The organism is Novosphingobium sp. Leaf2, assembly GCF_001421325.1.
GTDB lineage: Bacteria > Pseudomonadota > Alphaproteobacteria > Sphingomonadales > Sphingomonadaceae > Novosphingobium.
On the sequence record NZ_LMJY01000017.1, the window covers coordinates 201,192 to 223,562 of the forward strand.

Here is a 22,371-nt window from a genome sequence, read left to right on the forward strand (position 1 = left end):
CAGAGTTACTCCGCGCCCGTGCGATGGACCGCGCGCCGGGGCGCGACGTTGACCTGCAGCTCAAACACGTCGGGCCGGGCATAGTGCCCCACCACATCGAAATCGTACTTGCCGCGCACGACCTGTGCCGGCTCGATATCGGCATACAGGATGGTCTCACCCGAAAAGTCCGGCCCCGCCAGAACCTGGCCAAGCGGGTCCACGATCATCGAGCCGCCGCGCATCAGGACGGTGTTGGGATCATCACCAAGCGCGCAGTCATAGTCCGGGGCATACGCGCCGCGCGTGATGTGCTGGCAGGCGGAAAGCACGAAGCAGCGCCCTTCCAGCGCTACGTGCTGCATCGTGCTGGCCCAGCTGTCACGATCGTCCGCAGTGGGCGCGCAATACAAGGTGATGCCTTGGTCATACATCGCCATGCGCATCATCGGCATGTAGTTTTCCCAGCAGATCACCGCGCCAATCCGGCCCATCGGCGTATCGAACACTGGCAGGGTAGACCCATCGCCAAAGCCCCAGATCAGCCGCTCCGCCCCGGTCGGCATCAGCTTGCGATGCTTGCCCACCAAGCCCTTGGCCCCATCAAGGAACAGCGCCGTGCAATAGACCGTCCCGCCATCCCGCTCGATCACCCCGATGACCACGAACGCGCCGGTTTCCGCCGTGGCTTCGGCCAGCAGCGCGATTTCCGGGCCGTCCAGGCAGATCGCCGCTTCGTGATAGGCGCGAAAATCCTCGCGGCCTTGAGGCTTGCGCATGCCCACCGGCGTTCCGAACGATGCCCCCTTGGGATAGCCGCCCAGGAACGCCTCGGGAAATACCAGCATGCTGGCGCCTGCGTTGGACGCGGTGCGGATCAGCCCGGCGGCTTTTTGTGCAGCGGCCAGCGAATCGGCGGGGATCGACGCGGCCTGGATAACCGCGGCCTTGAACGTTGTGAGCGGGGACGAGGGGGTGGGCATGGGGCACTCCGGTCAAGGAAAACAGCGCAGGAATACCGCGCCTTGCAGATCTGATAATAGTTGCATTTGACACTTTTTTCAAATTGTTTTAAGCCTGTAATATCTCGAAACGGAGACGCTTTATGGCGACGCAAAGCTACGATCAGCACCGTGAGGACATGATCGGCCGGGCCAACGTGGCCGACACGCCCGAACTGCTCGCCTATTACAAGCGTCTGGAGACGCTGGGCACTGGCGCGCTGTGGACCGTCGCCAACAAGATCGAGCCGTGGGAGCCGGCATCTACCTCGGTGCCCTACTTGTGGCGATACCGCGATCTGCGCGACGATGTGATGAAGGCGCTGGAGCTGGTCACACCCGAGCAGGCGGGCCGCCGCGTGGTCTATCTGGAAAATCCGGGGCGGGCCGATGTAGTGGCCGCCGTAGGCTGGCTCTACTCCGGTCTTCAGGTGATGGGGCCGGGCGAACTGGCATCCAGCCACCGCCACTCCGCGTCCGCGCTGCGCTTCATCATGGAAGGGCAAGGCGCGTTCACCAATGTCGATGGGCACAAGATGACGCTGGGCGCGGGCGATTTCGTGCTCACGCCCAACGGCACTTGGCACGAACACGGCGTGGCTGAGGACGGCACCCCCTGCATCTGGCAGGACGGCCTCGACATTCCGCTTATGAATGCGCTGGAAGCCAATTTCTACGAAGTGCACCCCGACCTGCAGCAGGCGGTGTCCTACGCGGTAGACGATTCGACCGCGACGTGGGCGGGAACCGGCTTGCGCCCGGCCGGCACCGCGTGGCACAAGCCGTATTCGCCGCTGTTCAAGTACGAATGGGCGCCCACCTACGAAGCGCTGACCCGCTATGCGGCGGTTACCGACGGTTCGCCGTTCGACGGGGTGATGATGGAATACGTCAATCCGCATACCGGTGGCCCGGTGATGCAGACGATCGGCGCCTCCATGCAGTTGCTGCGCCCCGGCGAACGGACCCGAGCGCATCGCCAGACCGGCAGTTTCGTCTACCAGTGTGCCAAGGGGAAGGGCTGGTCGATCATCAACGGCCAGCGCTTTGACTGGCAGGAGCGTGACATCTTCGTGGTGCCAGCTTGGATGTATCACGAGCATGCCAATGCCTCCGAAGCCGAGGACGCATGCCTGTTCACCTTCAACGACCTGCCGGTGATGCGCGCGCTGGGCCTCTACCGCGAGGAAGCGCTGGGCGAAAACGGCGGGCACCAGCCCATTCTCTCCTGAACGGCAGGCTCGTCCGCCGTCCCCATCTTTTCAAAGCCATAGGGAAACACCCAAGATGCGTCTTGTAACCTACCGCGCCAACGTCGAAGCCGAAGCCCGCCTTGGCGCGCTCGTGTCCGGCGTCGGAGGCGATCTCGTCCTCGATCTCGAAGTGTTCGGCGAGGAAATCGGCGTGCCGTTTCCGGCCACCATGCTGGAATTCATCGACCTTGGCCCGCAGGCCGTGGCGCTTGCAACGCAGGCGATCGACGAGGCGGAGGGCCTGTTTCCCCTCGGCGCGGCGACCCCGCTCGCCAACGTCACCCTGCTTGCGCCGATACCGCGCCCGCGCAAGAACATCTTCGGGATCGGCCTGAACTACACCGAGCACGTGGCCGAAAGCGCGAAGTCGCTGGACACGTCGGCAGAGCTGCCGCGTCAGCCCGTCATTTTCTCCAAGCCGCCGACCAGCGTGGTCGGTCCGGGCGAACCGATCCGCCACAACGCCAACATCACCCAGCAGCTTGACTGGGAAGTCGAACTGGCCGCGATCATCGGCACCAGAGCCAAGGGCGTCACCCGCGACAACGCGCTGGCCTATGTGTTCGGCTATACCGTGTGCATCGACATGAGCGCGCGCGATTGCCGCCGCGCCGGGCAGTGGATCTATTCCAAGGGCCAGGACACGTTCGCGCCGATGGGCCCGGTCATCGTCACTGCCGACGAGATCCCAGACCCGCAGACGCTGGATCTCAGCCTGACCGTGAACGGGGTGACCAAGCAGTCCAGCAACACCGCCTTCATGCTGTTCAAGGTGGACGAGCTGATCGCCGATATCTCGCAGGGGATCACGCTGGAGCCGGGCGACATCATCGCCACCGGCACGCCAGCCGGCGTTGGCGCCGGGATGGATCCGCAGGAGTGGGTCTGGCCGGGCGACACCATCGTCGCCACGGTCGAAAAGATCGGCACGCTGACCCACCCTATCGTCAAAGCCTGAGCTTCCCGAAAGGAAGAAACACCTACCCTGACTCTATAGGGGGCCTTAGCAGGCCCCCTTTTTTGTGCGGTGCTGAAGCGGTTGGCGGCTACGAAACCAGCTGCGCCGCGATCGCTGCGCGGACACTTTCGGGCCACGCGATGGACGAATGGTTCACCAGGTTCATGCACACCAGCACCACGTCGGCCCGCAGCCGCTCTCGCCCGTCGCCGGCAAAGACGATGGTCACCGCGCAACTGCTGCGGCCCAGTTTTACCGGAGTTATGGTGATGTCCAGCAGATCACCAAGGCGGCTAGGCGACGTGAACGCGACGTCGAGCTTTACGGTCGGCACGCCGATGTGATGATCTAGGTGCATCGTCGCAAAATCCAGGCCCAGATCCTGCGCGAACCAGTCCTCCACCGCGGCATTCAGCATCTCGAAGTAGCGCGGGTAAAAGACGATGCCGGCCGGGTCGACCTGCGAGAAACGGACTTTGGTGGTGGTGGTGAAGGGCATCGGCATGGGTTCTTTAGATGATGGAGGTCTTGAGCTGGGTCAGCAGTTCCAGAAGGATGCGCTGCCGGTCCTCGGGAAAATCGGCGAGAGCTTCGCGAACCCACCCGTGATGGGCCTGCGCCAGCGCGCGGAACTGGTCGGTGCCCTCCGGCGTCAGCGCCACGATCGCCGAGCGGCGATCATCGGGGTCGGGCTGGACGGTGACGAGGCCGTGGTCCTGCAACTGGCGCACCACGGCGGTGACGTTGCCGTTGGAGACCAGCAGCGCGCGCGACAATTCGCCCATGCGCAGGCCATGCGGCGCGCGCGACAGGCTGGCCAGCACATCGAAGCGCGGTAGGGTGGTGCCGAACTGCTCCTCGAAATTGCGGCGCAGGCGCTTCTCGATGATCTTCGCGCAATCGAGCAGTCGCACCCAGATGCGCAAGTCCAGCCCGCCGGCGGCGGTCAGCTGGTCCTTGGCGCGTTCGTCAGTGGCGACCATTTCGTTGCATGCTCCCGGTCAATGGCAGCCTCCATAGCGTCTGGCGGCACCGTGTCGATTCCTCGGAGGCGAACTGCCAAAGCGTCAGCCGCACAAAAGCCAAGCTCAGGCGCGCGCGCCCTCGGTTTGCTTGTGCGCGGCGCGCAGGGCCATCGCCTGCCCGATGCGATAGGGTTCGGGCACGGCCTGCTCTGCGAAACCGGCCTGGGCGGCAGCGCGCAGGGTCCAGACGGGGTCGAACAGGTGGGTGCGGCCCAGTGCCACAAGGTCTGCGCGCCCCGCTGTCAGGATTGAATTGACCTGATCGGCGTCGGCGATGTTGCCCACTGCGATCGTGGGTACGTGCGCCTCGTTACGGATCTGGTCTGCGAACGGGGTCTGGAACATGCGGCCGTAGACCGGGCGCGCACCGGGCGCGGTTTCGCCTGCGGACACGTCGATGATATCCACGCCGATGCCGCGCAGCATGCGCGCGATGTCCACTGCCTGCGCGGGGGTGATGCCGGCATCGCCGATCCAGTCGTTCGCCGAAATGCGCACCGCCAGCGGCTTGTCCTGCGGCCACGCGGCGCGCACCGCCTCCACCACGCGCAAAGGAAAGCGCATGCGGTTTTCAAGGCTGCCGCCAAATGCGTCGGCGCGCGTATTCATGGCCGGGGTGATGAAGCTGGACAGCAGGCCGCCGTGGCCCGCCTGGATCTCGATCATGTCGAAGCCAGCGGCATCGGCGCGGCGCGCGGTGGCAACGAACTGGTCGACGATGCCGTCCATCTCCGCCGCTTCCAGCGCGCGCGGAACGATGCCGCCGGGACGCCACGGCTGGTCGCTGGCCGAGACGATCGGCCACGGCGCATCGAGCGGCACGTCGTAGCCGGTGTCGCCGCCGGGCACCTTGCAAGCCGCGCGGGCGCCCGAATGGCCGATCTGCGCGCAGGTCCGGACAGCGGAATGCTGGTGCGCGAACGTGTTGAAAGCACGCCAGCGGTCCTGCTGGCCATCCTCCCACAAGCCCGGACAGGCGGGCGTAGCACGGCCTTGCGGCGAGGCGGCCAGCGTTTCGGTGATGATCAGGCCCACCCCGCCCAGCGCCCGCGCGCCGTAGTGGACGGAATGGAACTCGGTCGCATAGCCGCGGTCATCGGCGGAATAAGTCAGCATGGCGGGCATCACCACGCGGTTGGGCACGGTCATGCCGCGCAGGGTGAATGGCGTGAACATCGGCTGGACGGGCACGTTGCGGCCCGCGTTGCCGTTCCAGAACCACCGCTCCAGCCCCTCCAGCCATTGGCGGTCGCGCAGGCGCAGGTTCTCATGGCTGACGCGCTGCGAGCGCGTCATCAGCGAATAGGCGAACTGCGGCAGGTCAAAGCCCAGATAGCGGTCAAGCGTCTCGAACCATTCGGTCGAATTGCGGGCGCTGTTCTGGATCTTGAGCACCTCGACCTGGCGCTCCTCCTGGTATTCGGCGAGGGCTGTGGCCAGGCTTTCGCGGTTGGCGATGCCGGGGCGATCCAGCACCTGCGCCAGCTTGATCGCGTCTTCCAGCGCCAGCTTGGTGCCAGACCCGATGGAAAAGTGCGCGGTGTGGGCGGCATCGCCCAACAGCACCACGTTATCGAACGACCATTGGCGGCACAGCACCCGGCGAAAGTTGATCCACGCCGCCGAGCCGCGCAGATGCGTGGCGTTGGAAATCAGCGGATGTCCGTCCAGATGGCGGGCGAAGATCTTTTCGCACAGGGCGATGGAGTCCGCCTGCTCCATCCGGTCAAAGCCGATCGCCTCCCAGGTTTCGGGCGAGCATTCCACGATGAAGGTGGAATGGGTCTGGTCGAAGCGATAGGCGTGCGCCCAGATCCAGCCGTGTTCGGTCTGCTCGAAGGTAAAGGCGAAGGCGTCGAACAGCTTGGTCGTGCCAAGCCACGAGAACTTGTTGCGCTTGACCTGGATGTCGACCGCAAACTTGTCCTCATGCGCGGTGCGCACTACCGAATTGACGCCGTCCGCCGCAACGATGAGGTCGAAGTCGGCGAACTGTGACAGGTCGGGATCGAACTGCGTTTCGAAATGCATCACCACGCCAAGCTGAGCCGCGCGGGCCTGCAGGATCTGCAGCAGGTGCTTGCGCCCGATGCCGATAAAGCCGTGCCCCGAGGAGGTTACGGTCTTGTCGCCGACCGATACGTCGATATCGTCCCAATGCGCGAAGCTGCGGGCGATGGTGGCCGCGCTTACCGGATCGTTGGCCTCCAGGTTCGCCAGTGTCTGGTCGGAAAAGACCACGCCCCAGCCGAACGTGTCGCCAGAGCGGTTGCGCTCGAACACGTGCACGTCGTGGCCGGGATCGCGCAGCTTCATCGAAATCGCGAAATAGATACCGGCGGGTCCGCCACCGAGGCAGGCGATACGCATAAGGACTGCTCCTGAATTTGTTTCAGGCTTAAACTAATATGGTTGCATGTGCAAGTTCGTCGTCGCGCCTGCCCAAGCGCTCGTCCGTCCGCCGTCAATCCAGGTTGTCGTACAGCCTGCCCAGCATCACGAGCATGCGGGAAAAGTCCGTCGCAGAAAAACCGCGCACGATCTTTTCGTAGATCGGGGCGGTGATCGCGCGGGCGGCGGCGAGCTTTTCGCGGCCCTGGGGGGTGAGGGCGATCTGCGTGACCCGGCCATCCGATTCGCTGGGACTGGTGCGAATCAATTCGGCCTTGGTCATCCGCTCGACGATCCGCATCATCGTCGACAAGTTGATGACCGCAGACTTCGCCACCTGGCCCACGGCCAGCGGCTCATGCTCGCCCAGGATCATCAGCACGCGCCAGGTTGGAATGTCGATCCCGATGCGGCGCAGTTCGGTTTCTATGACGATGTTGTACCGGCTGGCGGCGCGATTGAGCAGATAGAACGGATAGGCGTCGAGCCGAAAGTCTTCCGATCCCGGATTGCCGAACGGCCTCAAATCCTCGCTCATTCCCTGTCCCCCCTCACGCGCAGCGCCCGCGATGACATTTTAGTTGCACATGCAAGTTTATGCGATACTCTCGTGCCTAATGGTCCCAAAGGGAGTCCAAGTCCATGACAGACGCGCTTTCCGCTTTCGCTGCCGCCATCGCCACAGGCGACATCGCCGTGATCGATCTGACCCAGGAATTGAGCGAGGACACCCCGCTGCTGGTGCTGCCCGATCCCTTCGGCCAGACGGCGGCGTTCTCCCGGCAGGAAATCTCGCGCTACGACGAGCGCGGCGTTGCCTGGCATTGGAACAACTTCACCGTGGGCGAACATACCGGCACCCACTTCGATGCGCCGGTGCATTGGGTTTCGGGCAAGGACCTGCCTGACAACACGGTAGACAAGGTGCCGCCGCAAAAGCTGGTGGCTCCGGCTGTCGTGCTGGATTTTTCCGCCGAGTGCGCTGCCGATCCTGATTTTCTGCTGAAAGCCGATCACATCCGCGCCTGGGAAGCCGAGCATGGGGAGATCCCCGCCGGCGCCTGGGTGCTGTTTCGCACCGACTGGTCCAAGCGCGACGCGCAAGGTTACACCAACCGGCGCGAAGACGGTGCACACACGCCGGGCCCGGACGCCGACGCGGTCGAATATCTGATCGCGCGCGATGTGCTGGGCTTGGGGGTGGAGACGATCGGCACCGATGCCGGGCAGGCGCATCTGCTGGAGCCGATGTACCCCGCGCACACGCTGATGCACGGGGCCGGCAAGTACGGCCTGCAGTGCCTGGAAAATCTTGACCAGTTGCCCACCACCGGCGCGGTGGTGATCGCCTCGCCCCTCAAGATCCGCGATGGTTCGGGCAGCCCGCTGCGCGTCCTGGCCCTGGTTGCCCGGTAAACGATAATGGCCGAGCGTTCGTTCAAGTCCGAAGTCAAAAAGCTCACCGCCGGCGCGGGCGAGGTGTTCACCGGTGAGGGTATCCTTGCGGTCACCAAGGCGCTGCTGCAGTCCGGCGTCGCGTATGTGGGCGGCTATCAGGGATCGCCGATCAGCCACCTGATGGACGTCTTTGCCGATGCCAACGACCTGCTGGAAAGCCTGGGCGTCCATTTCGAGGCCAGCGCCTCGGAAGCAACGGCGGCGGCGATGCTGGCGGCCTCGGTGAATTACCCTTTGCGCGGCGCTGTCGCCTGGAAGTCGGTCGTAGGCACCAATGTCGCCTCCGATGCGCTGTCCAACGTGGCGTCGGGCGGCGTGACGGGCGGCGCGCTGGTGATCGTGGGTGAGGACTACGGCGAAGGCTCCTCGATCATGCAGGAGCGCACGCATGCCTTCGCGATGAAATCGCAGATGTGGCTGCTGGACCCGCGCCCCAACCTGCCCAGCATCGTTGCGGCGGTGGAGCAGGGCTTCCAGCTTTCGGAAGCCTCGAACACTCCGGTCATGCTCCAACTGCGCGTGCGTTCGTGCCACATGACCGGATCGTTCGTCGCGAAGGACAACGTGCGCCCGCCGATGACGGTGGGCGATGCCGCCGCCAACCCGGTGCGGGATACCAACCGCATCGTGTTGCCGCCCGCCAACTTCCTGCACGAAGTGGAAAAGATCGAACGGCGCTGGCCCGCCGGCATCGCACACGTGCGGGACAACAAGCTCAATGAATGGTTCGGGGCCCACGATGGCGAGGATGCGATAGGCATCATTGTTCAGGGCGGCCTTTACAACAACCTCAACCGCGCGATGGAGCTTATCGGGCTGGCGGACGCCTATGGTGACAGCAGGCTGCCGATCTACTGCCTGAACGTGGTGTACCCGCTGATCCCCGAAGAGGTTGCCGCGTTCTGCCAGGGCAAGCGCGCGGTGCTGATCATCGAGGAAGGGCAGCCCGAATTCATCGAGCACGAGCTTAACACGCTGGTGCGCCGGGCCGGGCTGGATACGTGCGTGGTAGGCAAGGACATGCTGCCGCGCTCGGGCGAATATACCGCCGATGTGATCCGCAAGGGGCTGGCGCAATTCCTGGGTGCCCATGCCCCCGCGCTGGCACCGCAGCTGGCGCCCGCCGATCCACTGCCTGCGCCGGTCGCGGCTGAGATCCCCGGTCGCCCGGCAGGCTTCTGCACCGGTTGCCCGGAACGCCCGATCTTCGCCGCGATGAAACTGGTGGAGCGCGAATTGGGGCCCACGCATGTCTCGGCGGACATCGGCTGCCACCTGTTCTCGATCCTGCCGCCGTTCGACCTTGGCAACACCACGATGGGCTATGGCCTTGGCAGCGCGGGCGCTTCGGCGTTCAAGCCCCGCGAAGGCGAACTGGGCGTGAAGGGCGGCGCCAAGCGCTCGATCGCGATCATGGGCGATGGCGGATTCTGGCACAACGGCCTGACCTCCGGCATCGGCAACGCGGTGTTCAACAAGGACGACACCGTCACCCTGATCATCGACAACGGCTATTCCGCAGCCACCGGGGGGCAGGATATCCTGTCCTCACGCGCGGACAACGCCAACCGCGCCACCAAGAACCCGATCACCAAGGCGGTGCGCGGCGTTGGCGCCAAGTGGGTGCGCGAAACCCAGAACACATACGATATCGCCGGCATGCGCGACATGCTGCACGACGCACTGACGACGCCCGAAAAAGGCCCCAAGGTCATCGTCGCGCAGTCGGAATGCATGCTCAACAAGCAGCGGCGCGAAAAGAAGCAGACCTCGGCGCGGCTGAAGGCGGGCGAACGCGTGGTGCGTGAGCGGTTCGGCGTGGACAGCGATACCTGCACCGGCGATCACAGCTGCATCCGCTTGTCTGGCTGCCCGTCGCTGACGATCAAGCCCAATCCCGATCCGCTGCGGCAGGATCCTGTGGCGCATGTCGAAAACAGCTGCGTGGGCTGCGGCCTGTGCGGTGAAGTCAGCCATGCAGCGGTGCTGTGCCCCAGCTTCTACCGCGCGCACATCGTCACCAACCCCACCCGGTTCGAACGGATCAAGGCCCGGATCAGCGGCGCGATCATTGCCCGCTGGCTGGCCGGCGCGGAACGCCAGCGCGCTGCCCGCGCATTCTGACCCCGCCCGATCCCGCCCCCGATTTCCAGCCTGAGAGACCCGTTCATGGCCGATAGCTCCAACACCCGCCTGACCATTGCCATCCTTGCCCTTGGCGGGCAGGGCGGCGGCGTGCTGGCAGACTGGATCCAGGACGTGGCGCGCGCCGAGGGCTGGCTGGCGCAGGGCACATCGGTGCCCGGTGTCGCCCAGCGCACCGGCTCCACCGTCTATTACGTCGAACTGGCCAAGGACGATGGATCGGGCCGCCTGCCGGTGATGGCGCAGATGCCGATGCCCGGCGACGTTGACGTGGTGGTGGCGTCTGAACTGATGGAGACGGGCCGGGCCTTGCTGCGCGGCTTCTCCACTGCGGGGCGCACTACCCTGATCGGCTCCACACACCGCATCTACGCCATCGGCGAAAAGCAGGCGATGGGGGACGGGCGCGGCAACGGTGACAAGATCCTGGACGCCGCGCAGACCCGCTCGAAGCGGTTCATCGGCTTTGACATGGAAGCGGCGACCGAGCGCGCCGGCAGCGTGATCAGCGCCACCATGTTCGGCGCACTGGCCGGTAGCGGGGCCCTGCCGTTTCCGACCGAGACGTTCCGCAAGGCGATCGAGCACAGCGGCATCGCGGTTCCCAGCAACCTCAAAGGCTTTGCGGAAGGCTTTGCGTGCGCCCAGCAGACCGCCGTCACCAAGCCGGTCGAGGCCGTCCATGCCGTGCCGGTGCCTACCACTGCGCGCGGGCGCGAACTGGCGCAGCGTATCGCCGCCGCCCTGCCGCAGCCCGCCCATGTCCACGCCCTGCATGGGGTAGCGCGGCTGATGGATTATCAGGACGGCGATTACGCCGCGCTGTATCTCGATCGGCTTGAAACCGTGGCCGCGCTCGATGCCGCGCCTTTCGACCTGACTGTAGAGGCGGCCCGTCATCTGGCCTTGTGGATGAGCTACGAGGACACCATCCGCGTGGCCGATCTCAAGACCCGCACCGCCCGCATCGATCGCGTGCGCGGCGAAGTGAAGGCGCAGGATGATCAGATCCTGTCCATCACCGAATTCATGCACCCGCGCCTGCGCGAAGTGTGTGAGACGCTGCCGGCCGGGATCGGTAGCCGGATCCTGGCCAGCCCCGGCCTGACGCGGCAACTGGGCCGCTTCTTCACCAAGGGGCGCCATGTGGAAACCACCGGCCTGCGCTGGTTTCTGGCGCTGCGCATGCTGGCCAGAATGCGCGCCCTGCGCCGCCGTTCGCTGCGCTATAGCGAGGAGCAGGCGCGCATCGAAACCTGGCTCGACCTTGTCCGCGCCGAAGCGCTGCGCGACCGCGCGGTGGCGCTGGAACTGGTCAAGTGCCAGCGTCTCATCAAAGGCTATGGCGACACGTTCGAACGCGGTTTGGCGAATTACGAGCGGATCGCCGCCGCGCATCGCCAGCAAACGCTCCCAGCCAGCCGGATTGCCGCGTTGCGCGATCTGGCGCTGGCCGACGACAAGTCTGCCGCCCTCGACGCGGCTCTGGCAAAGACGGGCTGAGCAGCCGCTCGCTAGGCGTCCACGCCGCCTAACCTCTTTGGCCCGCCGCTGGTCCGGTACGGCCCGATCACGGCGCAAGCTAATGACAAACCCGGGGCCCGGGCCCAAGCGGCGTCTGTGTTCCCGCGCTTGAGAAGCTGCCTGATTTGCATGATATAGGCGCATGATGGACAAAGGTTGCGCGGATGCAGGATGAGCATTCACGTAAGTCTTGCGGAGTTTACCATGAGCACGATCGACCCGCGCGAACATCAGCGATTTCCGGTCCTGGATGCCGTACAGGTAGCAACCGCGCGCCGCTTTGCCAGCGGGCCGGAGGTGCACTTCGCACCGGGGCAGACGCTGTATGCGATTGGTGACAGGCATGCGCCCGCGTGGCTGGTGCTGGCAGGGTCGATAGAAGTGCTGCGGCGCGACGGATTGAGCCACGAAGCGCTCATTACCGTTCACCGCGTCGGTCAGTTCTCCGGCGAAGTGAACCAGCTTGCCGGGCGCGCCTCGATAGCGGCCGGCCGGGCGGGGCCGGATGGCTGCACCGCCTTGCCGTTCGATGCCGCCCATTTGCGCGCGCTGATGGTCGGGTCCGCGGACATCGGCGAAGTGGTGATGCGCGCGCTGATCCTGCGCCGCGTCAGCCTGATCGAGGAAGGCGGCGCCGGCACGATCCTGATCGGCATCCCGGGCAGCCCCGATGTCGTGCGGCTGCAGGGCTTCCTGAGCCGTGGCGGGCTGCCGAACCTGGTCCTCGATGTCCGCTCCGACGAAGAAGGCAAGGCGCTGGTCGAGCGTACCGGCGTTCTGACAGAAGACCTGCCGCTGGTGGTGTGCCCCAGCGGGCCGGTGCTCAAACGCCCCAGCAACGAGGAACTCGCCGCGTGCCTTGGCATCCTGCCCCACATCGATCCTGACCGGCTTTACGACGTTGCGGTCGTCGGCGCAGGCCCGGCGGGTCTGGCCACAGCGGTCTATGCGGCAAGCGAGGGGCTCTCCGTCATCGTCCTCGATTCCCGCGCGATGGGTGGCCAGGCAGGCGCGTCGGCCAGGATCGAGAATTACCTGGGTTTTCCAACCGGCATTTCCGGACAGGCGCTGGCGGGTCGCGCGTTCAACCAGGCGTTGAAGTTCGGTGCCGAGATCGCAATCCCCGTTGCTGTCGAGCGGATGGAATGTGATGGCGGCCCACTGACCCTGGTCTTTGCGAAGGACCGGCGCATCACGGCGCGCACGGTCGTCATCGCCTCGGGCGCGCGCTATCGCCGTCCCGACGTGCCCCGGCTGGCGGAGTTCGAAGGCGCCGGGATAGCCTACTGGGCATCGCCGATCGAGGCGCGCATGTGCGCAGGCGAAGAGGTCGTGCTCGTTGGCGGCGGCAACTCTGCCGGTCAGGCGGTGGTATTCCTCGCCCCGCAGGTCAAGAAACTGCATCTCGTCGTGCGCCGCGATCTTGGTGAAACGATGTCGCGCTATCTCATCGACCGCATCGCCGCCCTGCCCAATGTCGAAGTGCATGTGGGGGTTGAAATCGAGAGCCTGGAAGGGGACCGCGCGAACGGTCTTTCGGCGGTGAATTTTCGGAACCGGATGGATGGTTCGTCCTATCGCCGGGCGCTGCGGCATATGTTCCTGTTCATCGGCGCCGATCCCAATGCCGATTGGGTGCAGGGGTGCGTGGACACGGATGCCAAGGGCTTTGTCATCACCGGTACCGGGGCGCTGCCCCTGGAAACGAGCATGCGCGGCGTCTTTGCGATCGGAGACGTGCGCGCAGGTTCCACCAAGCGTGTCGCCGCCGCGGTTGGCGAAGGTGCTGCGGTTGTCGCGCAGATACATAGCCTGCTGGCAGAGCGAGCGATGAAGGAGGCGCAAGAATGACCTGTTCCCATCTCAGCACGATAGACGATGTCAGCCCCAGCGCGCGCGGGTGCGAGGAATGCCTGGAGATCGGCAGCGAATGGGTGCATCTGCGCTTGTGCCGGGAATGCGGGCATGTCGGCTGTTGCGACCAGTCGCCACATCGCCACGCACAGGCCCATTTCAACGCCACCCGTCATCCCATCATCGAAGGCTATGATCCGCCCGAAGGCTGGGGCTGGTGCTACATCGACGACGAGGAGGTGGACCTTCCCGACCAGACGCCGCAGGACGGGCCGATTCCGCGTTTCTTTTGACGACAGGAACGCAGGGCGGAAATGATCCGCCCTGCCGCGCCGTCGCAGCGCGCCTGGACCGGTTGCGGACGGAGGCGATCAACACATCACCAATTCAAAGCCGACTGTCGCGAACGTCCCGGTCGCGGCACATTTTCTTTACGATCATCAACCCTGTTTACGGGAGGAAAGATCGACGATTTCTGGCGAGCAACAGGACGAAAGGTCTGCGAAGACTACAGGATCCAGCGGGTAACTGAAGAGATATCCTTGCATGAGGTCGCATCCGATGCCCTGCAACTTGGTTGCCTGCGCGATAGTCTCGACCCCCTCTACGATACAGGCCAGTCCAAGCGAATTGCAAAGACCGACCACGGCGTGGACGATGGACATGCTGTAGGCATTATCGAGATCCCAGGCGAAGCTGCGATCGATCTTGACCTTGTCCAGTGGCAAGCGGTGGAGATTGCTGAGGCTGGAGTATCCCGTGCCGAAATCATCGAGCGCGATCTCCAAGCCCATTGCCCGAAACCGGGCGAGCGCATCGATCGCAGCGTCAAGGTTTCGCATCACCGCTGTCTCGGTCACTTCGATACACAGGCGACGGTGATCGACCCGCGAGCGGCCGACCATGTCGAGAAGGGCATTTACGGTCTCAGCGCAGTGCAGATCGCACGCGGACACGTTCACGGCAAGGGTTCGGTCAGCCGGCAGAACGTCCAGCAGTTCCAGCGCGCTACGCATCGCGTTGCGCGTCAGCTTATGAATCAGGGTGCTGCGTTCCGCTATTTCGACGAACCGCTGTGGTTCAACGACGCCAAGTCGCGCACTCGTCCAGCGCGCCAGAAGTTCCCCGCCGACGATCGCGCCGGTTCGCATCGAAACGATGGGCTGCACGTCAAATCGCAACTCGCTTTCGAGTTCGCACGATTGCAGCTCTGCCTCGATGATGTGATCGTCGGTTACCCGCCGTTCGAGTTGCGGGCTGAATTGGACAGCCTGGCCAGGCTTCTCACGTTTTGCATGGTACAGCGCATGGTCCGCACGTTTGGCAAGTTCCGTCGGGCTCAGTTGCGCATCGCTATAAGCGGCAAGCCCGATTGAGGCCCCCACACTGACCTGCCGGTCGCAAATCCGCATAGGGGCTGCCACGACCGCGCACATCGTCTCGGCGAGCCGCAATGCTGCTTCTGCATCGAGGCGGACGATCATGCCGAACTCGTCCCCGCCGATGCGATAGAGCGTGGCATCAGGCCCTGCGGTGTCGCGAAGCAACCGGGCGACCTCAACGAGCAGGCGATCCCCGACCGGGTGGCCAAACGTATCGTTCACCGGCTTGAAGCGATCCAGGTCAACCAACCCCACGGTCATCGCATTGAGGGTAGCAGGCGTGGCCGCACTCTCCAGATCGGCGTAGAACCGTCGCCGGTTATACAGGCCCGTCAGACCGTCGCTGTCAGCGAGCAAGCGCGCCTCGCGTTCATGCCGGCCAGCCTCCGCCGCGGTTTGGGAGTGAGCGGTAATTTCGCGACTGAGACTGCGCACCCGGCGCGCGATCATTGCTGCCACCGCCAGGAACAAGGCGATGCACAAGCCGATCATCGGCAGTAATTCACGCAACGCCAAAGAGCCCGGCGCAAGGCGTTTCCAGGCGATCGTGCCGATCAGCCCGCCTGACCAGTCCCGAACGTCGGTCGAGGCTTCGTCAGGCGAGACAGCGCCGTTGGCGAGCCATCGAAGATCCTGCAGGCCGAAGCCTTTTTCCCATTCGTCCAGCACGGTATGGTCGAGCAAACGGATGTCGACGAAGATGCGATAGGAGGACCTGTCCAGGGTAGCAGGGCCTTTTTCCCGCACGATGGGTGAAAACGCAATCAAAGCCGGCGTTTTGCCGACCTTCCCGATCAGTACGACTGCGTCACGCCGCCGCCTTACGGCCGCTTCGTTTTCGGGCACGCTGGCCAGCAAAGCGGCCAGCGTTCGCGACCCGATCAATTGGTCAAGCGGGGGCTCGCGCCCGCCCGGAAGATGCGCGTACAACGTGCGTCCGTGTGCATCGATGACATAGCTAAGCCCAATGGGAGTTCCCCATTGGGACTCTATCCACGGATCCTGCATGGAGCCGTAAGCGTGCGCGAACGCATCGTCCCAGTGTGCATTGATGTATGCTTCGTTGCTTATACGGGATCGCTCGCGATCGATGGCCCCAGCTATTGCAACCGCCGCCAGACGATCGGCATTTGTATTGGCATGCGAAACAAGAAAACTTACGATGAGTCCTGAGGTAAGTACTGATAGAAAGACTAACACGGTCAGCAAGGCAGTGTTGGACATGCTTCCGGCTCGCGATACGCGTAGCGCGCCGCGATATACTTTCTTAAGCGCAGCGTAGAAATTTGCCATCATCCTATATTGGGCGAAGCGGATTAAGGGCGAGTAAATTGTTTTCGCCGAATTGCAGGCGTAATATGACCTCCAGAAAAACGCGATGATTTCGAGAGCGCCTACTGTCGTCCGGCAAGTCGGCAGGTGTTTGATCGATCCGCCTGGGGCCGCCAGCGTGGCGCTGGCGACAGGCGGCAAGGAATTGCATCTGAGCGTCGATCTTGTCCCGCCGGTCGCTATCGTGCAGAGCAACAGAGTTGCGTAAGGATACGAGCGTGTTTCAGAGTGCCAACGCGTGGACCAGACCGCGGAGGCCGGCGCCAGCGCCGGTCAGGCAGCTGGTATGCGGCGCTTTCGCCATCAACACCGTGAGCCGATTTTGATGAACGAAGCTGAACGCAAAACCCTGTATCTGGTCCCCGGTTTGCTGTGCGATGACGTTGTATGGGCGCATCAGACCGCAGCGCTGGCCCGGTACTGCGATGTTCGTATTCCGGACCTGACCGCCTGTGCGCGCATATCCGACATGGCGGCAGGGATTTTGGCCGGCGCTCCGCCGCGCTTCGCGGTTGCCGGGCATTCCATGGGCGCGCGTGTTGCGCTGGAGATGTTCGCGCAGGCCCCCGAGCGGATCGAGCGCATTGCGCTGCTGGATACCGGCGTGCATCCGCCCGCGCCCAATGAGGCGACCACGCGCGCCGCGATGCTGGACATCAGCGCCAGCCGGGGCATGCGCGCTCTTGCCGATCATTGGTTGCCGCCGATGGTGGCGGAAGGGGCCTTCGATCGCGATCCGGCGTTGCGTGCGACGCTGTATGCCATGGTCGAACGCATGTCGCCCGCGATTCACCGCAACCAGATCAATGCCCTTCTCCACCGACCCGATGCCCGACCGCTGTTACAGACGATCACATGCCCCACACTGGTAGGTGTTGGTGAACATGATCGATGGAGCCCGCCCGAACAGCATCATGCGATAGCTGCGGCCATTGCGCACGCCCGCTATGTTCTGTTTCCCGATTGCGGGCATATGGCCCCGATGGAAAATCCCGAAGCGGTGACCGATGCGCTTGTTGCATGGATGCATGCCAAGGCATGATGCGGTCGATACGCTGTCCGTTATCCTGCCGGTCGGCTGGCTGAGATCCGCTCAAACACCTTTTCTCCCCTGACCGCCGCCCAGGCATGCTCGCGCATCAACCGCTCGGCCGCATCGTCATCACGCCGCGCGATTGCATCGACCACGTTGCAATGATCGCGATGCGCGCTGAGCAGGTGTTCATATTCCGAAGGGCGATCGCTCCAATCCAGCGCCAGGGCGGCGGCTGAGGCGAAGGGCAGTTGATTGTTGCGCGTCAGCGCTGCGCCGATGGAAGGGTTGCCGCTCGCGTCGACCAGCAGGGCGTGAAACGCCAGATTGTAAGTGTAGAAAAGGTCGAGCGCACCATTGCCGAATGCACCGTCGGCAAATATCGCTTCGCCTTGTGAAAGGCAGGTCCTGAATTCACGTTCCTCGCTGGCTGTCAGGCCGCGCCTGGCCAGACGATGGGCGGCAAGCCCTTCGAGCACGCCGCGCACTTCGATCGCGCCATGTATTTCGGAAGCGGTGATCGCCCGGGCCGCATAGCCGCGCGCGCCCAGCCTGACCACTAGGCCCTCGGTCTCCAGCGTGCGCAACGCAGTACGCACAGGCATGCGCGACACCCCCAGCGCCTCGGCTGTCGCCACTTCGCCGATCCGTTCGCCCGGCTTTAACCGTCCTTCGGCAATCATCCGGCGTAGCGAGATGATGACGTACTGGCCGGGCTTGATGCGCGTCTTCGTGGGGTGATCAGCAGGTGCGTGTTCGTCCATGAGTCGCTTTTTTGCGCGCCCGGCGATCTTGTCAAATGGCGGCCATATCCAGGCCGGCCCTGTCCGATGAGGCGACAGAGCCTGATTCTGCCATGATCGCCCGTTCGATCATCATGCGCGACCGAACGCCGCCCGCGTCGATGTTCAGCTTCAGGAGCTTGCGATCCGGGTGCCGGCTGAGATTGGCCTGCTGCCGCTCCAGCATTTCCAGATCTTCGCCGAATATCTTTCCCTGGCCCTCGCGGATCGTATCGGTCAACGCGGCGTCATCCACGGCGAAGCGGCGTGCCATGCCCCAGAAATAATGATGCGACGTTTCCGTCTCCGGGGTGATGAAATCCACCACGATGCTCGATGCCTTGGCCGTGTCGTCCGCATCATAGCCACCGTGACCCTGTAACGCCACGCCGACTTCAATCATGACATGACTTGGCAAACCGAACCGGCAGATTTGCCAGCGATCCACGCGGTCTTGATCGGGCAGGCCAGCGCCGCGCAGGGCCATCTGCCAGAACGGCGGTGCGACGACGTTGTCCATAAAGCGGCTGGTGACCACCTCATCCTCGGTCGCGCGCGTCTTGACCGGCGCTTCGTCGATCTCCTTCTGCCCGATGCTGTTCGCATGAACATAGGTTTCGTGAGTCAGATCCATCAGATTGTCGATCATCAGGCGATAATCGCAGTCGATATGATAATAGCCGCCGCCGTAGGCCCATTGCGGGCTCTCTGCCCATTCCAGATGCCGCAGCAGCGCGGCATCCGCTGCTTCCGCGTTGCCGGGCCATACCCAGATGAAGCCATACCGTTCCATGGTTGGATAGCGGCGCGCCGGGGGAAAGCCCCCCACACGCTGGCCCGGCATACCCGAGACCTTGCCGCGACAATCAACCGCGAGGCCATGGTAACCACAGACCAGTGCCCCGTCGCGCACGAAGCCGAGCGAGAGGGGCGCCCCGCGGTGGGGACAGAAATCGTCCAGCGCGGATACTTCGCCGTTCTGCCCCCGGAAAAACACCATGCGCTCGCCGCATATGGTTCGCGCCAGCGGGCGATCTACAACTTCGTCAGCCATAAAGGCGACATACCACGCGTTGCGCGGCCATGTTTGATCGTTAGGCACGTCACCAAGGTCCATCACCGCTTCTCCATTGGATCCATTAAGTTCAATTTATGGATCCAATGTCAAGAGTGTAAACTTGGAGACTCCCGGTACAGCAGCGGACCTGAGTTGTGCCTTATGTCCTGATCATCAGAAATCCTGCCGAATTCCTGGCGCACGCTTCGTCATCCACCCACGCAGATATGGTGATCACGATGGCGACCGGAAGCGCACGCCGGTTTTGGGACAACGCTACACGTTGCCGCAGCGTCCGGTACCGTGGATCGTTTCGGCGCACATCAGGACGTGTGCGATTGGGCCGTACTGGGTGACCATGAGCGTCGTCAGCGCCGCGAATATCGCGAACGGGATCAAAGCCAATTCGCGCGGTGGCGACCGCCTACCGGAAGACCGTGCCAGCGAATTGGAGCGGGTGAAGGGAATCGAACCCTCGTATTCAGCTTGGGAAGCATACGACGCCCCGCCCGAATCGGTAGAAATCTCCTAACACAGGAGGTTTCAAGTGCGAGAACATTCACCGAACGAGGCGGGAACATCGGCTATCGATGCCGCCGTTTTACCGCGCAGCCGAAACAGCGATCGACCGGCTAACGGTGAGTTCCGCTCTCAGCATCGCCATAAGCAGCTGATTGGCTCGATTGTCGGCGCAACGGGCGCAGAGACGAAGTGCTTTTGGCGATCCATTCGAGAACTCACCACGGAAGAGGGATGGTGGGATGCGCCGCGAGAACAGCCATTTCGGCCTGACGCTTTCAAGATCGACCGCCATGCCCGCACAGTCGAAATTCATGAAGCTGTCGTAACACATCCTCCTTCGCGCAAAACGCTCCTGTCCATGGGCGCGTTCTGGTTCGCCATGGATTGCGAGGAGTGGGACGTACTGCTGTTTCTACATCGACCCGATCAGACACGCCCTGCTGAAATCAACTTGGGCAACTGGTATTACGAGGCGCTGCGAGAACATGCCGCTGCGCCCGTCTCTGCGGAAGCCGGGGAGGGCGCTGTGTCATGAGCGAAGACCTCTACCGCATACGCCCGTTCTGCGACTGGCACGAGGATCACGGCGACGTGCTCTGGTGGCGCATCCCGATCTGCGAATCGCCCTATGTCGGGTCGCCATTGGACTGTGGTCGCGACATGCTGATCAATGTATCCATCGGTTTCGAGCACCACGCACTGCCGATTCAACAGGTTGGGGCTGGCCGTTCACTAAGGACGATTGCCGCCACCTCCTCAACGCCGTACCCGCCATCCTCGCAATGGCAGAGCAGAATGCGCGGCTGCGGGAGGCGTTGGAGCGCTGCCACGAAACGCTTCACGAATGCACCGCCGTGCTGACGGCAAATGACTGCAAGACGGTGGCCGAGGTGATGACCCTTGCCCGCCGCGCCCTCGCCAACAAGGACAACGCCGATCCCGTTCGGGGAGCGGATCAACATAAGGGCCTGATATGTACTCGCTTTCCAATCTGGGTCTTGGTTTGGCAGCTATGGCTGCTGCTGAGGCATCCGAAGCCAGTGCCATCACCGGAGCATTCGGCTTCGGTGACAAGGCCCTAATGAATCTCAACTGGGGCTACGCCCGAGCCAAGAAGGCTCAGACTCCCAAGAAGTCGGCTGCTGTGCTGAAGCGTCGCAAGGCGAACAAGCAGGCCAGCAAGCAGCGTCGGTCGAAATGATAGGGCTATTGATTGCTGCCTATGCAGTTGGCAGCGTAGTTTGCTGCCCACTCGAAGTAAAAAGGATAAACCATGACCAACGAAACCCATGCCGACCGTGAGGCGGTGCCCGCATTTGCCCTTGGTGATCGTGTCACCACGATAAGGGGCAGCAAGTGGACCGGACATGTTGTCGGTTTTTCCAAAACCGGCTACGCGGTCGAAAGCGAAATGGAGGAGGGTAGCGTCCAGATTCACCCGGAGGCGGCGCTTTGTCTTGCCCCTCCCGCGCAGGCAGAGGCTTCCACGTTGCCGGGGGAGGTTGTGGCGTTCCAATTAGACGTTGATCGCTGGATGGATGCCTGCTTCGGGGAGGCGATCAAGGCTGATCAGCTGGAACGAGCGGACCGCTTCACCGAGGAGGCGCTTGAATTGGCGCAGACCTTCCCTGCGTTCACAGCAGAGCGCGCTCACGCCTTGGTCGATTATGTGTTCGGAAGGCCAGTCGGCGAGCCAACGCAAGAAGTCGGTGGCGTCATGGTCACGCTTGCCGCGCTCTGCAACACGGCAGGCTTGAGCATTTCCGATGCAGCGAACACCGAACTTGCCCGCATTTGGACGAAGGTGGAGGCCATCCGAGCCAAGCAGAAGGCCAAGCCGACTGGCAGTGCGCTACCGATAGCCACCCTTCCCACAACGCCCGCCGTGGAAAGCGGGGAGGATGCAGCCGCGCTACGTGACCCTGTGGCCATCTGGAAAGAGGCGTGCATCGGGCGAGAGGGCTATTGTAGTCCAGACCTGCAAGACGCGGCCAAGCAGGCGATACGGATTGCGCAGGCCGAAGCGTCGGGCTGGTCAGGTCAACTCACTCGCTCGGCCAGTATCGACACCCCGGGCGAAGATGACCACGAGTTTCTCGCAGCTTGGCGCTTGATGGAGGCGAAGGGCTACCAGTGGTCCGAAGGCAACATTGAGAAGGCTCACCTCGGATGGCTGATGGCGCGCACCGCTCAACCCGTAACGCCCGACTTATATGCTGCAGCCAAAGCAATCCACGAAGGCCGATCAGACATCCCTTGGGAAGCCACGATCAATCAGGACTTGGCCTACCGTGATGCCCGCGCCGCCCTATCCGCCGCCGAGACCGCCATCAGGGCCAAACGGGATGCGGAGATCGTGGGGTGGTTGCGAGAAAAAGAAGGAGCGTGGCGGATGATCGTCAGCAATCACCCCGAGGTCGGCGGTCCACACTTGCCTCGTGTCCTTGCCGACGCCATCGAGCGCGGGGAAATATGATGGTCCAATTTACCTCCCTTCCTCCAGAGGAAATTGAGCGCCGCCGCCTGCTCTCGGTCGGTGTGCGCGATGATCAAAGGAAGGGCGATTGGCAGCGAGAATATCAGAAGCGCTGCGATACGTTCTTCTGGAAGCGCGGCCCCTGTTGCGCCGGTTGTGATCATTGGGCCAGTGAGGCCGGCGACATAGGGGAGTGCAC

21 protein-coding genes are annotated in these 22,371 nt (G+C 63.5%); 13 read left to right on the forward strand and 8 right to left on the reverse strand.

Annotated elements, in window-relative coordinates:
* Window positions 1–5 precede the first annotated feature (5 nt).
* Window positions 6–962, reverse strand: a complete 957-nt coding sequence (locus tag ASE49_RS12590) for a carbon-nitrogen hydrolase family protein (RefSeq protein ID WP_056772929.1) — start codon at window positions 960–962, stop codon at window positions 6–8.
* 122 nt (window positions 963–1,084) lie between these two features.
* On the opposite strand from ASE49_RS12590, the gene ASE49_RS12595 reads away from it, so the two are divergent.
* On the forward strand, window positions 1,085–2,212 hold the full coding sequence (locus tag ASE49_RS12595; RefSeq protein ID WP_056772931.1) for a cupin domain-containing protein: 1,128 nt from the start codon (window positions 1,085–1,087) through the stop codon (window positions 2,210–2,212).
* A gap of 55 nt (window positions 2,213–2,267) precedes the next feature.
* Window positions 2,268–3,191, forward strand: a complete 924-nt coding sequence (locus tag ASE49_RS12600) for a fumarylacetoacetate hydrolase family protein (protein WP_056772934.1) — start codon at window positions 2,268–2,270, stop codon at window positions 3,189–3,191.
* 88 nt (window positions 3,192–3,279) lie between these two features.
* On the opposite strand, the gene ASE49_RS12605 is transcribed toward ASE49_RS12600, so the two are convergent.
* From ASE49_RS12605 to ASE49_RS12620, 4 genes are all read right to left on the reverse strand, one after another.
* The gene (locus tag ASE49_RS12605; protein WP_235522975.1) at window positions 3,280–3,696 is read right to left on the reverse strand and encodes an acyl-CoA thioesterase; all 417 of its coding nucleotides are present in this window, start codon (window positions 3,694–3,696) and stop codon (window positions 3,280–3,282) included.
* Window positions 3,697–3,703: 7 nt separating this feature from the next.
* A complete protein-coding gene (locus ASE49_RS12610) occupies window positions 3,704–4,174 on the reverse strand; it encodes a MarR family winged helix-turn-helix transcriptional regulator (RefSeq protein WP_056772936.1) in 471 nt (156 codons plus the stop codon).
* 105 nt (window positions 4,175–4,279) lie between these two features.
* Window positions 4,280–6,586: a bifunctional salicylyl-CoA 5-hydroxylase/oxidoreductase gene (locus ASE49_RS12615; protein WP_056772939.1), complete on the reverse strand. Its 2,307-nt coding sequence runs from the start codon at window positions 6,584–6,586 to the stop codon at window positions 4,280–4,282.
* Window positions 6,587–6,680: 94 nt separating this feature from the next.
* Complete coding sequence (locus ASE49_RS12620) at window positions 6,681–7,145, reverse strand: MarR family winged helix-turn-helix transcriptional regulator (RefSeq protein WP_056772942.1); 465 nt, start codon at window positions 7,143–7,145, stop codon at window positions 6,681–6,683.
* A gap of 104 nt (window positions 7,146–7,249) precedes the next feature.
* On the opposite strand from ASE49_RS12620, the gene ASE49_RS12625 reads away from it, so the two are divergent.
* The 5 genes from ASE49_RS12625 (at window position 7,250) to ASE49_RS12645 (ending at window position 13,881) form a co-directional block, all read left to right on the forward strand.
* Window positions 7,250–8,023 (forward strand): cyclase family protein, encoded by a 774-nt coding sequence (locus ASE49_RS12625; RefSeq protein WP_056772945.1) that lies wholly within the window; start codon window positions 7,250–7,252, stop codon window positions 8,021–8,023.
* A gap of 6 nt (window positions 8,024–8,029) precedes the next feature.
* The gene (locus tag ASE49_RS12630; protein WP_056772949.1) at window positions 8,030–10,189 is read left to right on the forward strand and encodes an indolepyruvate ferredoxin oxidoreductase subunit alpha; all 2,160 of its coding nucleotides are present in this window, start codon (window positions 8,030–8,032) and stop codon (window positions 10,187–10,189) included.
* Window positions 10,190–10,234: 45 nt separating this feature from the next.
* Complete coding sequence (locus ASE49_RS12635) at window positions 10,235–11,713, forward strand: indolepyruvate oxidoreductase subunit beta family protein (protein WP_056772952.1); 1,479 nt, start codon at window positions 10,235–10,237, stop codon at window positions 11,711–11,713.
* Between the two features lie 225 nt (window positions 11,714–11,938).
* The gene (locus ASE49_RS12640) at window positions 11,939–13,585 is read left to right on the forward strand and encodes an FAD-dependent oxidoreductase (protein WP_056772955.1); all 1,647 of its coding nucleotides are present in this window, start codon (window positions 11,939–11,941) and stop codon (window positions 13,583–13,585) included.
* Window positions 13,582–13,881 carry a UBP-type zinc finger domain-containing protein gene (locus tag ASE49_RS12645; RefSeq protein ID WP_056772959.1) on the forward strand — a complete coding sequence of 100 codons (300 nt, stop codon included), beginning with the start codon at window positions 13,582–13,584 and terminating at the stop codon, window positions 13,879–13,881. The genes ASE49_RS12640 and ASE49_RS12645 overlap by 4 nt, the downstream gene beginning before the upstream one ends.
* 147 nt (window positions 13,882–14,028) lie before the next feature.
* Here the strand turns inward: ASE49_RS12645 and ASE49_RS12650 are convergent, their stop codons facing one another.
* Window positions 14,029–16,194: a putative bifunctional diguanylate cyclase/phosphodiesterase gene (locus ASE49_RS12650; RefSeq protein ID WP_162234248.1), complete on the reverse strand. Its 2,166-nt coding sequence runs from the start codon at window positions 16,192–16,194 to the stop codon at window positions 14,029–14,031.
* A 433-nt stretch (window positions 16,195–16,627) separates the two neighbouring features.
* Here ASE49_RS12650 and ASE49_RS12655 point away from each other — a divergent pair, with 433 nt between their 5' ends.
* Window positions 16,628–17,344, forward strand: a complete 717-nt coding sequence (locus ASE49_RS12655) for an alpha/beta fold hydrolase (RefSeq protein ID WP_056773268.1) — start codon at window positions 16,628–16,630, stop codon at window positions 17,342–17,344.
* A 20-nt stretch (window positions 17,345–17,364) separates the two neighbouring features.
* Here ASE49_RS12655 and ASE49_RS12660 read toward each other — a convergent pair whose 3' ends face one another.
* Both ASE49_RS12660 and ASE49_RS12665 read right to left on the reverse strand, forming a co-directional pair.
* Window positions 17,365–18,099 carry a GntR family transcriptional regulator gene (locus ASE49_RS12660; protein WP_056772963.1) on the reverse strand — a complete coding sequence of 245 codons (735 nt, stop codon included), beginning with the start codon at window positions 18,097–18,099 and terminating at the stop codon, window positions 17,365–17,367.
* 31 nt (window positions 18,100–18,130) lie between these two features.
* Window positions 18,131–19,234 (reverse strand): aromatic ring-hydroxylating oxygenase subunit alpha, encoded by a 1,104-nt coding sequence (locus ASE49_RS12665; RefSeq protein ID WP_056772966.1) that lies wholly within the window; start codon window positions 19,232–19,234, stop codon window positions 18,131–18,133.
* Between the two features lie 298 nt (window positions 19,235–19,532).
* Here ASE49_RS12665 and ASE49_RS18270 point away from each other — a divergent pair, with 298 nt between their 5' ends.
* From ASE49_RS18270 to ASE49_RS18975, 5 genes are all read left to right on the forward strand, one after another.
* The gene (locus ASE49_RS18270) at window positions 19,533–19,706 is read left to right on the forward strand and encodes a hypothetical protein (RefSeq protein WP_156370295.1); all 174 of its coding nucleotides are present in this window, start codon (window positions 19,533–19,535) and stop codon (window positions 19,704–19,706) included.
* Window positions 19,707–19,721: 15 nt separating this feature from the next.
* The gene (locus ASE49_RS18275; RefSeq protein WP_156370296.1) at window positions 19,722–20,231 is read left to right on the forward strand and encodes a hypothetical protein; all 510 of its coding nucleotides are present in this window, start codon (window positions 19,722–19,724) and stop codon (window positions 20,229–20,231) included.
* Complete coding sequence (locus ASE49_RS18280) at window positions 20,228–20,557, forward strand: hypothetical protein (RefSeq protein WP_156370297.1); 330 nt, start codon at window positions 20,228–20,230, stop codon at window positions 20,555–20,557. The genes ASE49_RS18275 and ASE49_RS18280 overlap by 4 nt, the downstream gene beginning before the upstream one ends.
* Window positions 20,558–20,669: 112 nt before the next feature.
* A complete protein-coding gene (locus tag ASE49_RS12675) occupies window positions 20,670–20,897 on the forward strand; it encodes a hypothetical protein (protein ID WP_156370298.1) in 228 nt (75 codons plus the stop codon).
* Window positions 20,898–20,969: 72 nt separating this feature from the next.
* The gene (locus ASE49_RS18975; protein ID WP_200922033.1) at window positions 20,970–22,172 is read left to right on the forward strand and encodes a hypothetical protein; all 1,203 of its coding nucleotides are present in this window, start codon (window positions 20,970–20,972) and stop codon (window positions 22,170–22,172) included.
* Window positions 22,173–22,371: the final 199 nt, after the last annotated feature.

What these genes read in the sequence shown, in the direction of transcription:
- ASE49_RS12645 (WP_056772959.1), top strand. Translation starts at nt 13,582, where the DNA reads ATGACCTGTTCCCATCTCAGCACGATAGACGATGTCAGCCCCAGCGCG.
- ASE49_RS12605 (WP_235522975.1), bottom strand. Translation starts at nt 3,696, where the DNA reads ATGCCGATGCCCTTCACCACCACCACCAAAGTCCGTTTCTCGCAGGTC.
- ASE49_RS12625 (WP_056772945.1), top strand. Translation starts at nt 7,250, where the DNA reads ATGACAGACGCGCTTTCCGCTTTCGCTGCCGCCATCGCCACAGGCGAC.
- ASE49_RS18975 (WP_200922033.1), top strand. Translation starts at nt 20,970, where the DNA reads ATGACCAACGAAACCCATGCCGACCGTGAGGCGGTGCCCGCATTTGCC.
- ASE49_RS12620 (WP_056772942.1), bottom strand. Translation starts at nt 7,145, where the DNA reads ATGAGCGAGGATTTGAGGCCGTTCGGCAATCCGGGATCGGAAGACTTT.
- ASE49_RS12635 (WP_056772952.1), top strand. Translation starts at nt 10,235, where the DNA reads ATGGCCGATAGCTCCAACACCCGCCTGACCATTGCCATCCTTGCCCTT.
- ASE49_RS12610 (WP_056772936.1), bottom strand. Translation starts at nt 4,174, where the DNA reads ATGGTCGCCACTGACGAACGCGCCAAGGACCAGCTGACCGCCGCCGGC.
- ASE49_RS12655 (WP_056773268.1), top strand. Translation starts at nt 16,628, where the DNA reads ATGAACGAAGCTGAACGCAAAACCCTGTATCTGGTCCCCGGTTTGCTG.
- ASE49_RS12665 (WP_056772966.1), bottom strand. Translation starts at nt 19,234, where the DNA reads ATGGACCTTGGTGACGTGCCTAACGATCAAACATGGCCGCGCAACGCG.
- ASE49_RS12650 (WP_162234248.1), bottom strand. Translation starts at nt 16,194, where the DNA reads ATGTCCAACACTGCCTTGCTGACCGTGTTAGTCTTTCTATCAGTACTT.
- ASE49_RS12595 (WP_056772931.1), top strand. Translation starts at nt 1,085, where the DNA reads ATGGCGACGCAAAGCTACGATCAGCACCGTGAGGACATGATCGGCCGG.
- ASE49_RS18270 (WP_156370295.1), top strand. Translation starts at nt 19,533, where the DNA reads ATGAGCGTCGTCAGCGCCGCGAATATCGCGAACGGGATCAAAGCCAAT.
- ASE49_RS12640 (WP_056772955.1), top strand. Translation starts at nt 11,939, where the DNA reads ATGAGCACGATCGACCCGCGCGAACATCAGCGATTTCCGGTCCTGGAT.
- ASE49_RS12590 (WP_056772929.1), bottom strand. Translation starts at nt 962, where the DNA reads ATGCCCACCCCCTCGTCCCCGCTCACAACGTTCAAGGCCGCGGTTATC.
- ASE49_RS12660 (WP_056772963.1), bottom strand. Translation starts at nt 18,099, where the DNA reads ATGGACGAACACGCACCTGCTGATCACCCCACGAAGACGCGCATCAAG.
- ASE49_RS12615 (WP_056772939.1), bottom strand. Translation starts at nt 6,586, where the DNA reads ATGCGTATCGCCTGCCTCGGTGGCGGACCCGCCGGTATCTATTTCGCG.
- ASE49_RS12630 (WP_056772949.1), top strand. Translation starts at nt 8,030, where the DNA reads ATGGCCGAGCGTTCGTTCAAGTCCGAAGTCAAAAAGCTCACCGCCGGC.
- ASE49_RS12675 (WP_156370298.1), top strand. Translation starts at nt 20,670, where the DNA reads ATGTACTCGCTTTCCAATCTGGGTCTTGGTTTGGCAGCTATGGCTGCT.
- ASE49_RS12600 (WP_056772934.1), top strand. Translation starts at nt 2,268, where the DNA reads ATGCGTCTTGTAACCTACCGCGCCAACGTCGAAGCCGAAGCCCGCCTT.
- ASE49_RS18280 (WP_156370297.1), top strand. Translation starts at nt 20,228, where the DNA reads ATGAGCGAAGACCTCTACCGCATACGCCCGTTCTGCGACTGGCACGAG.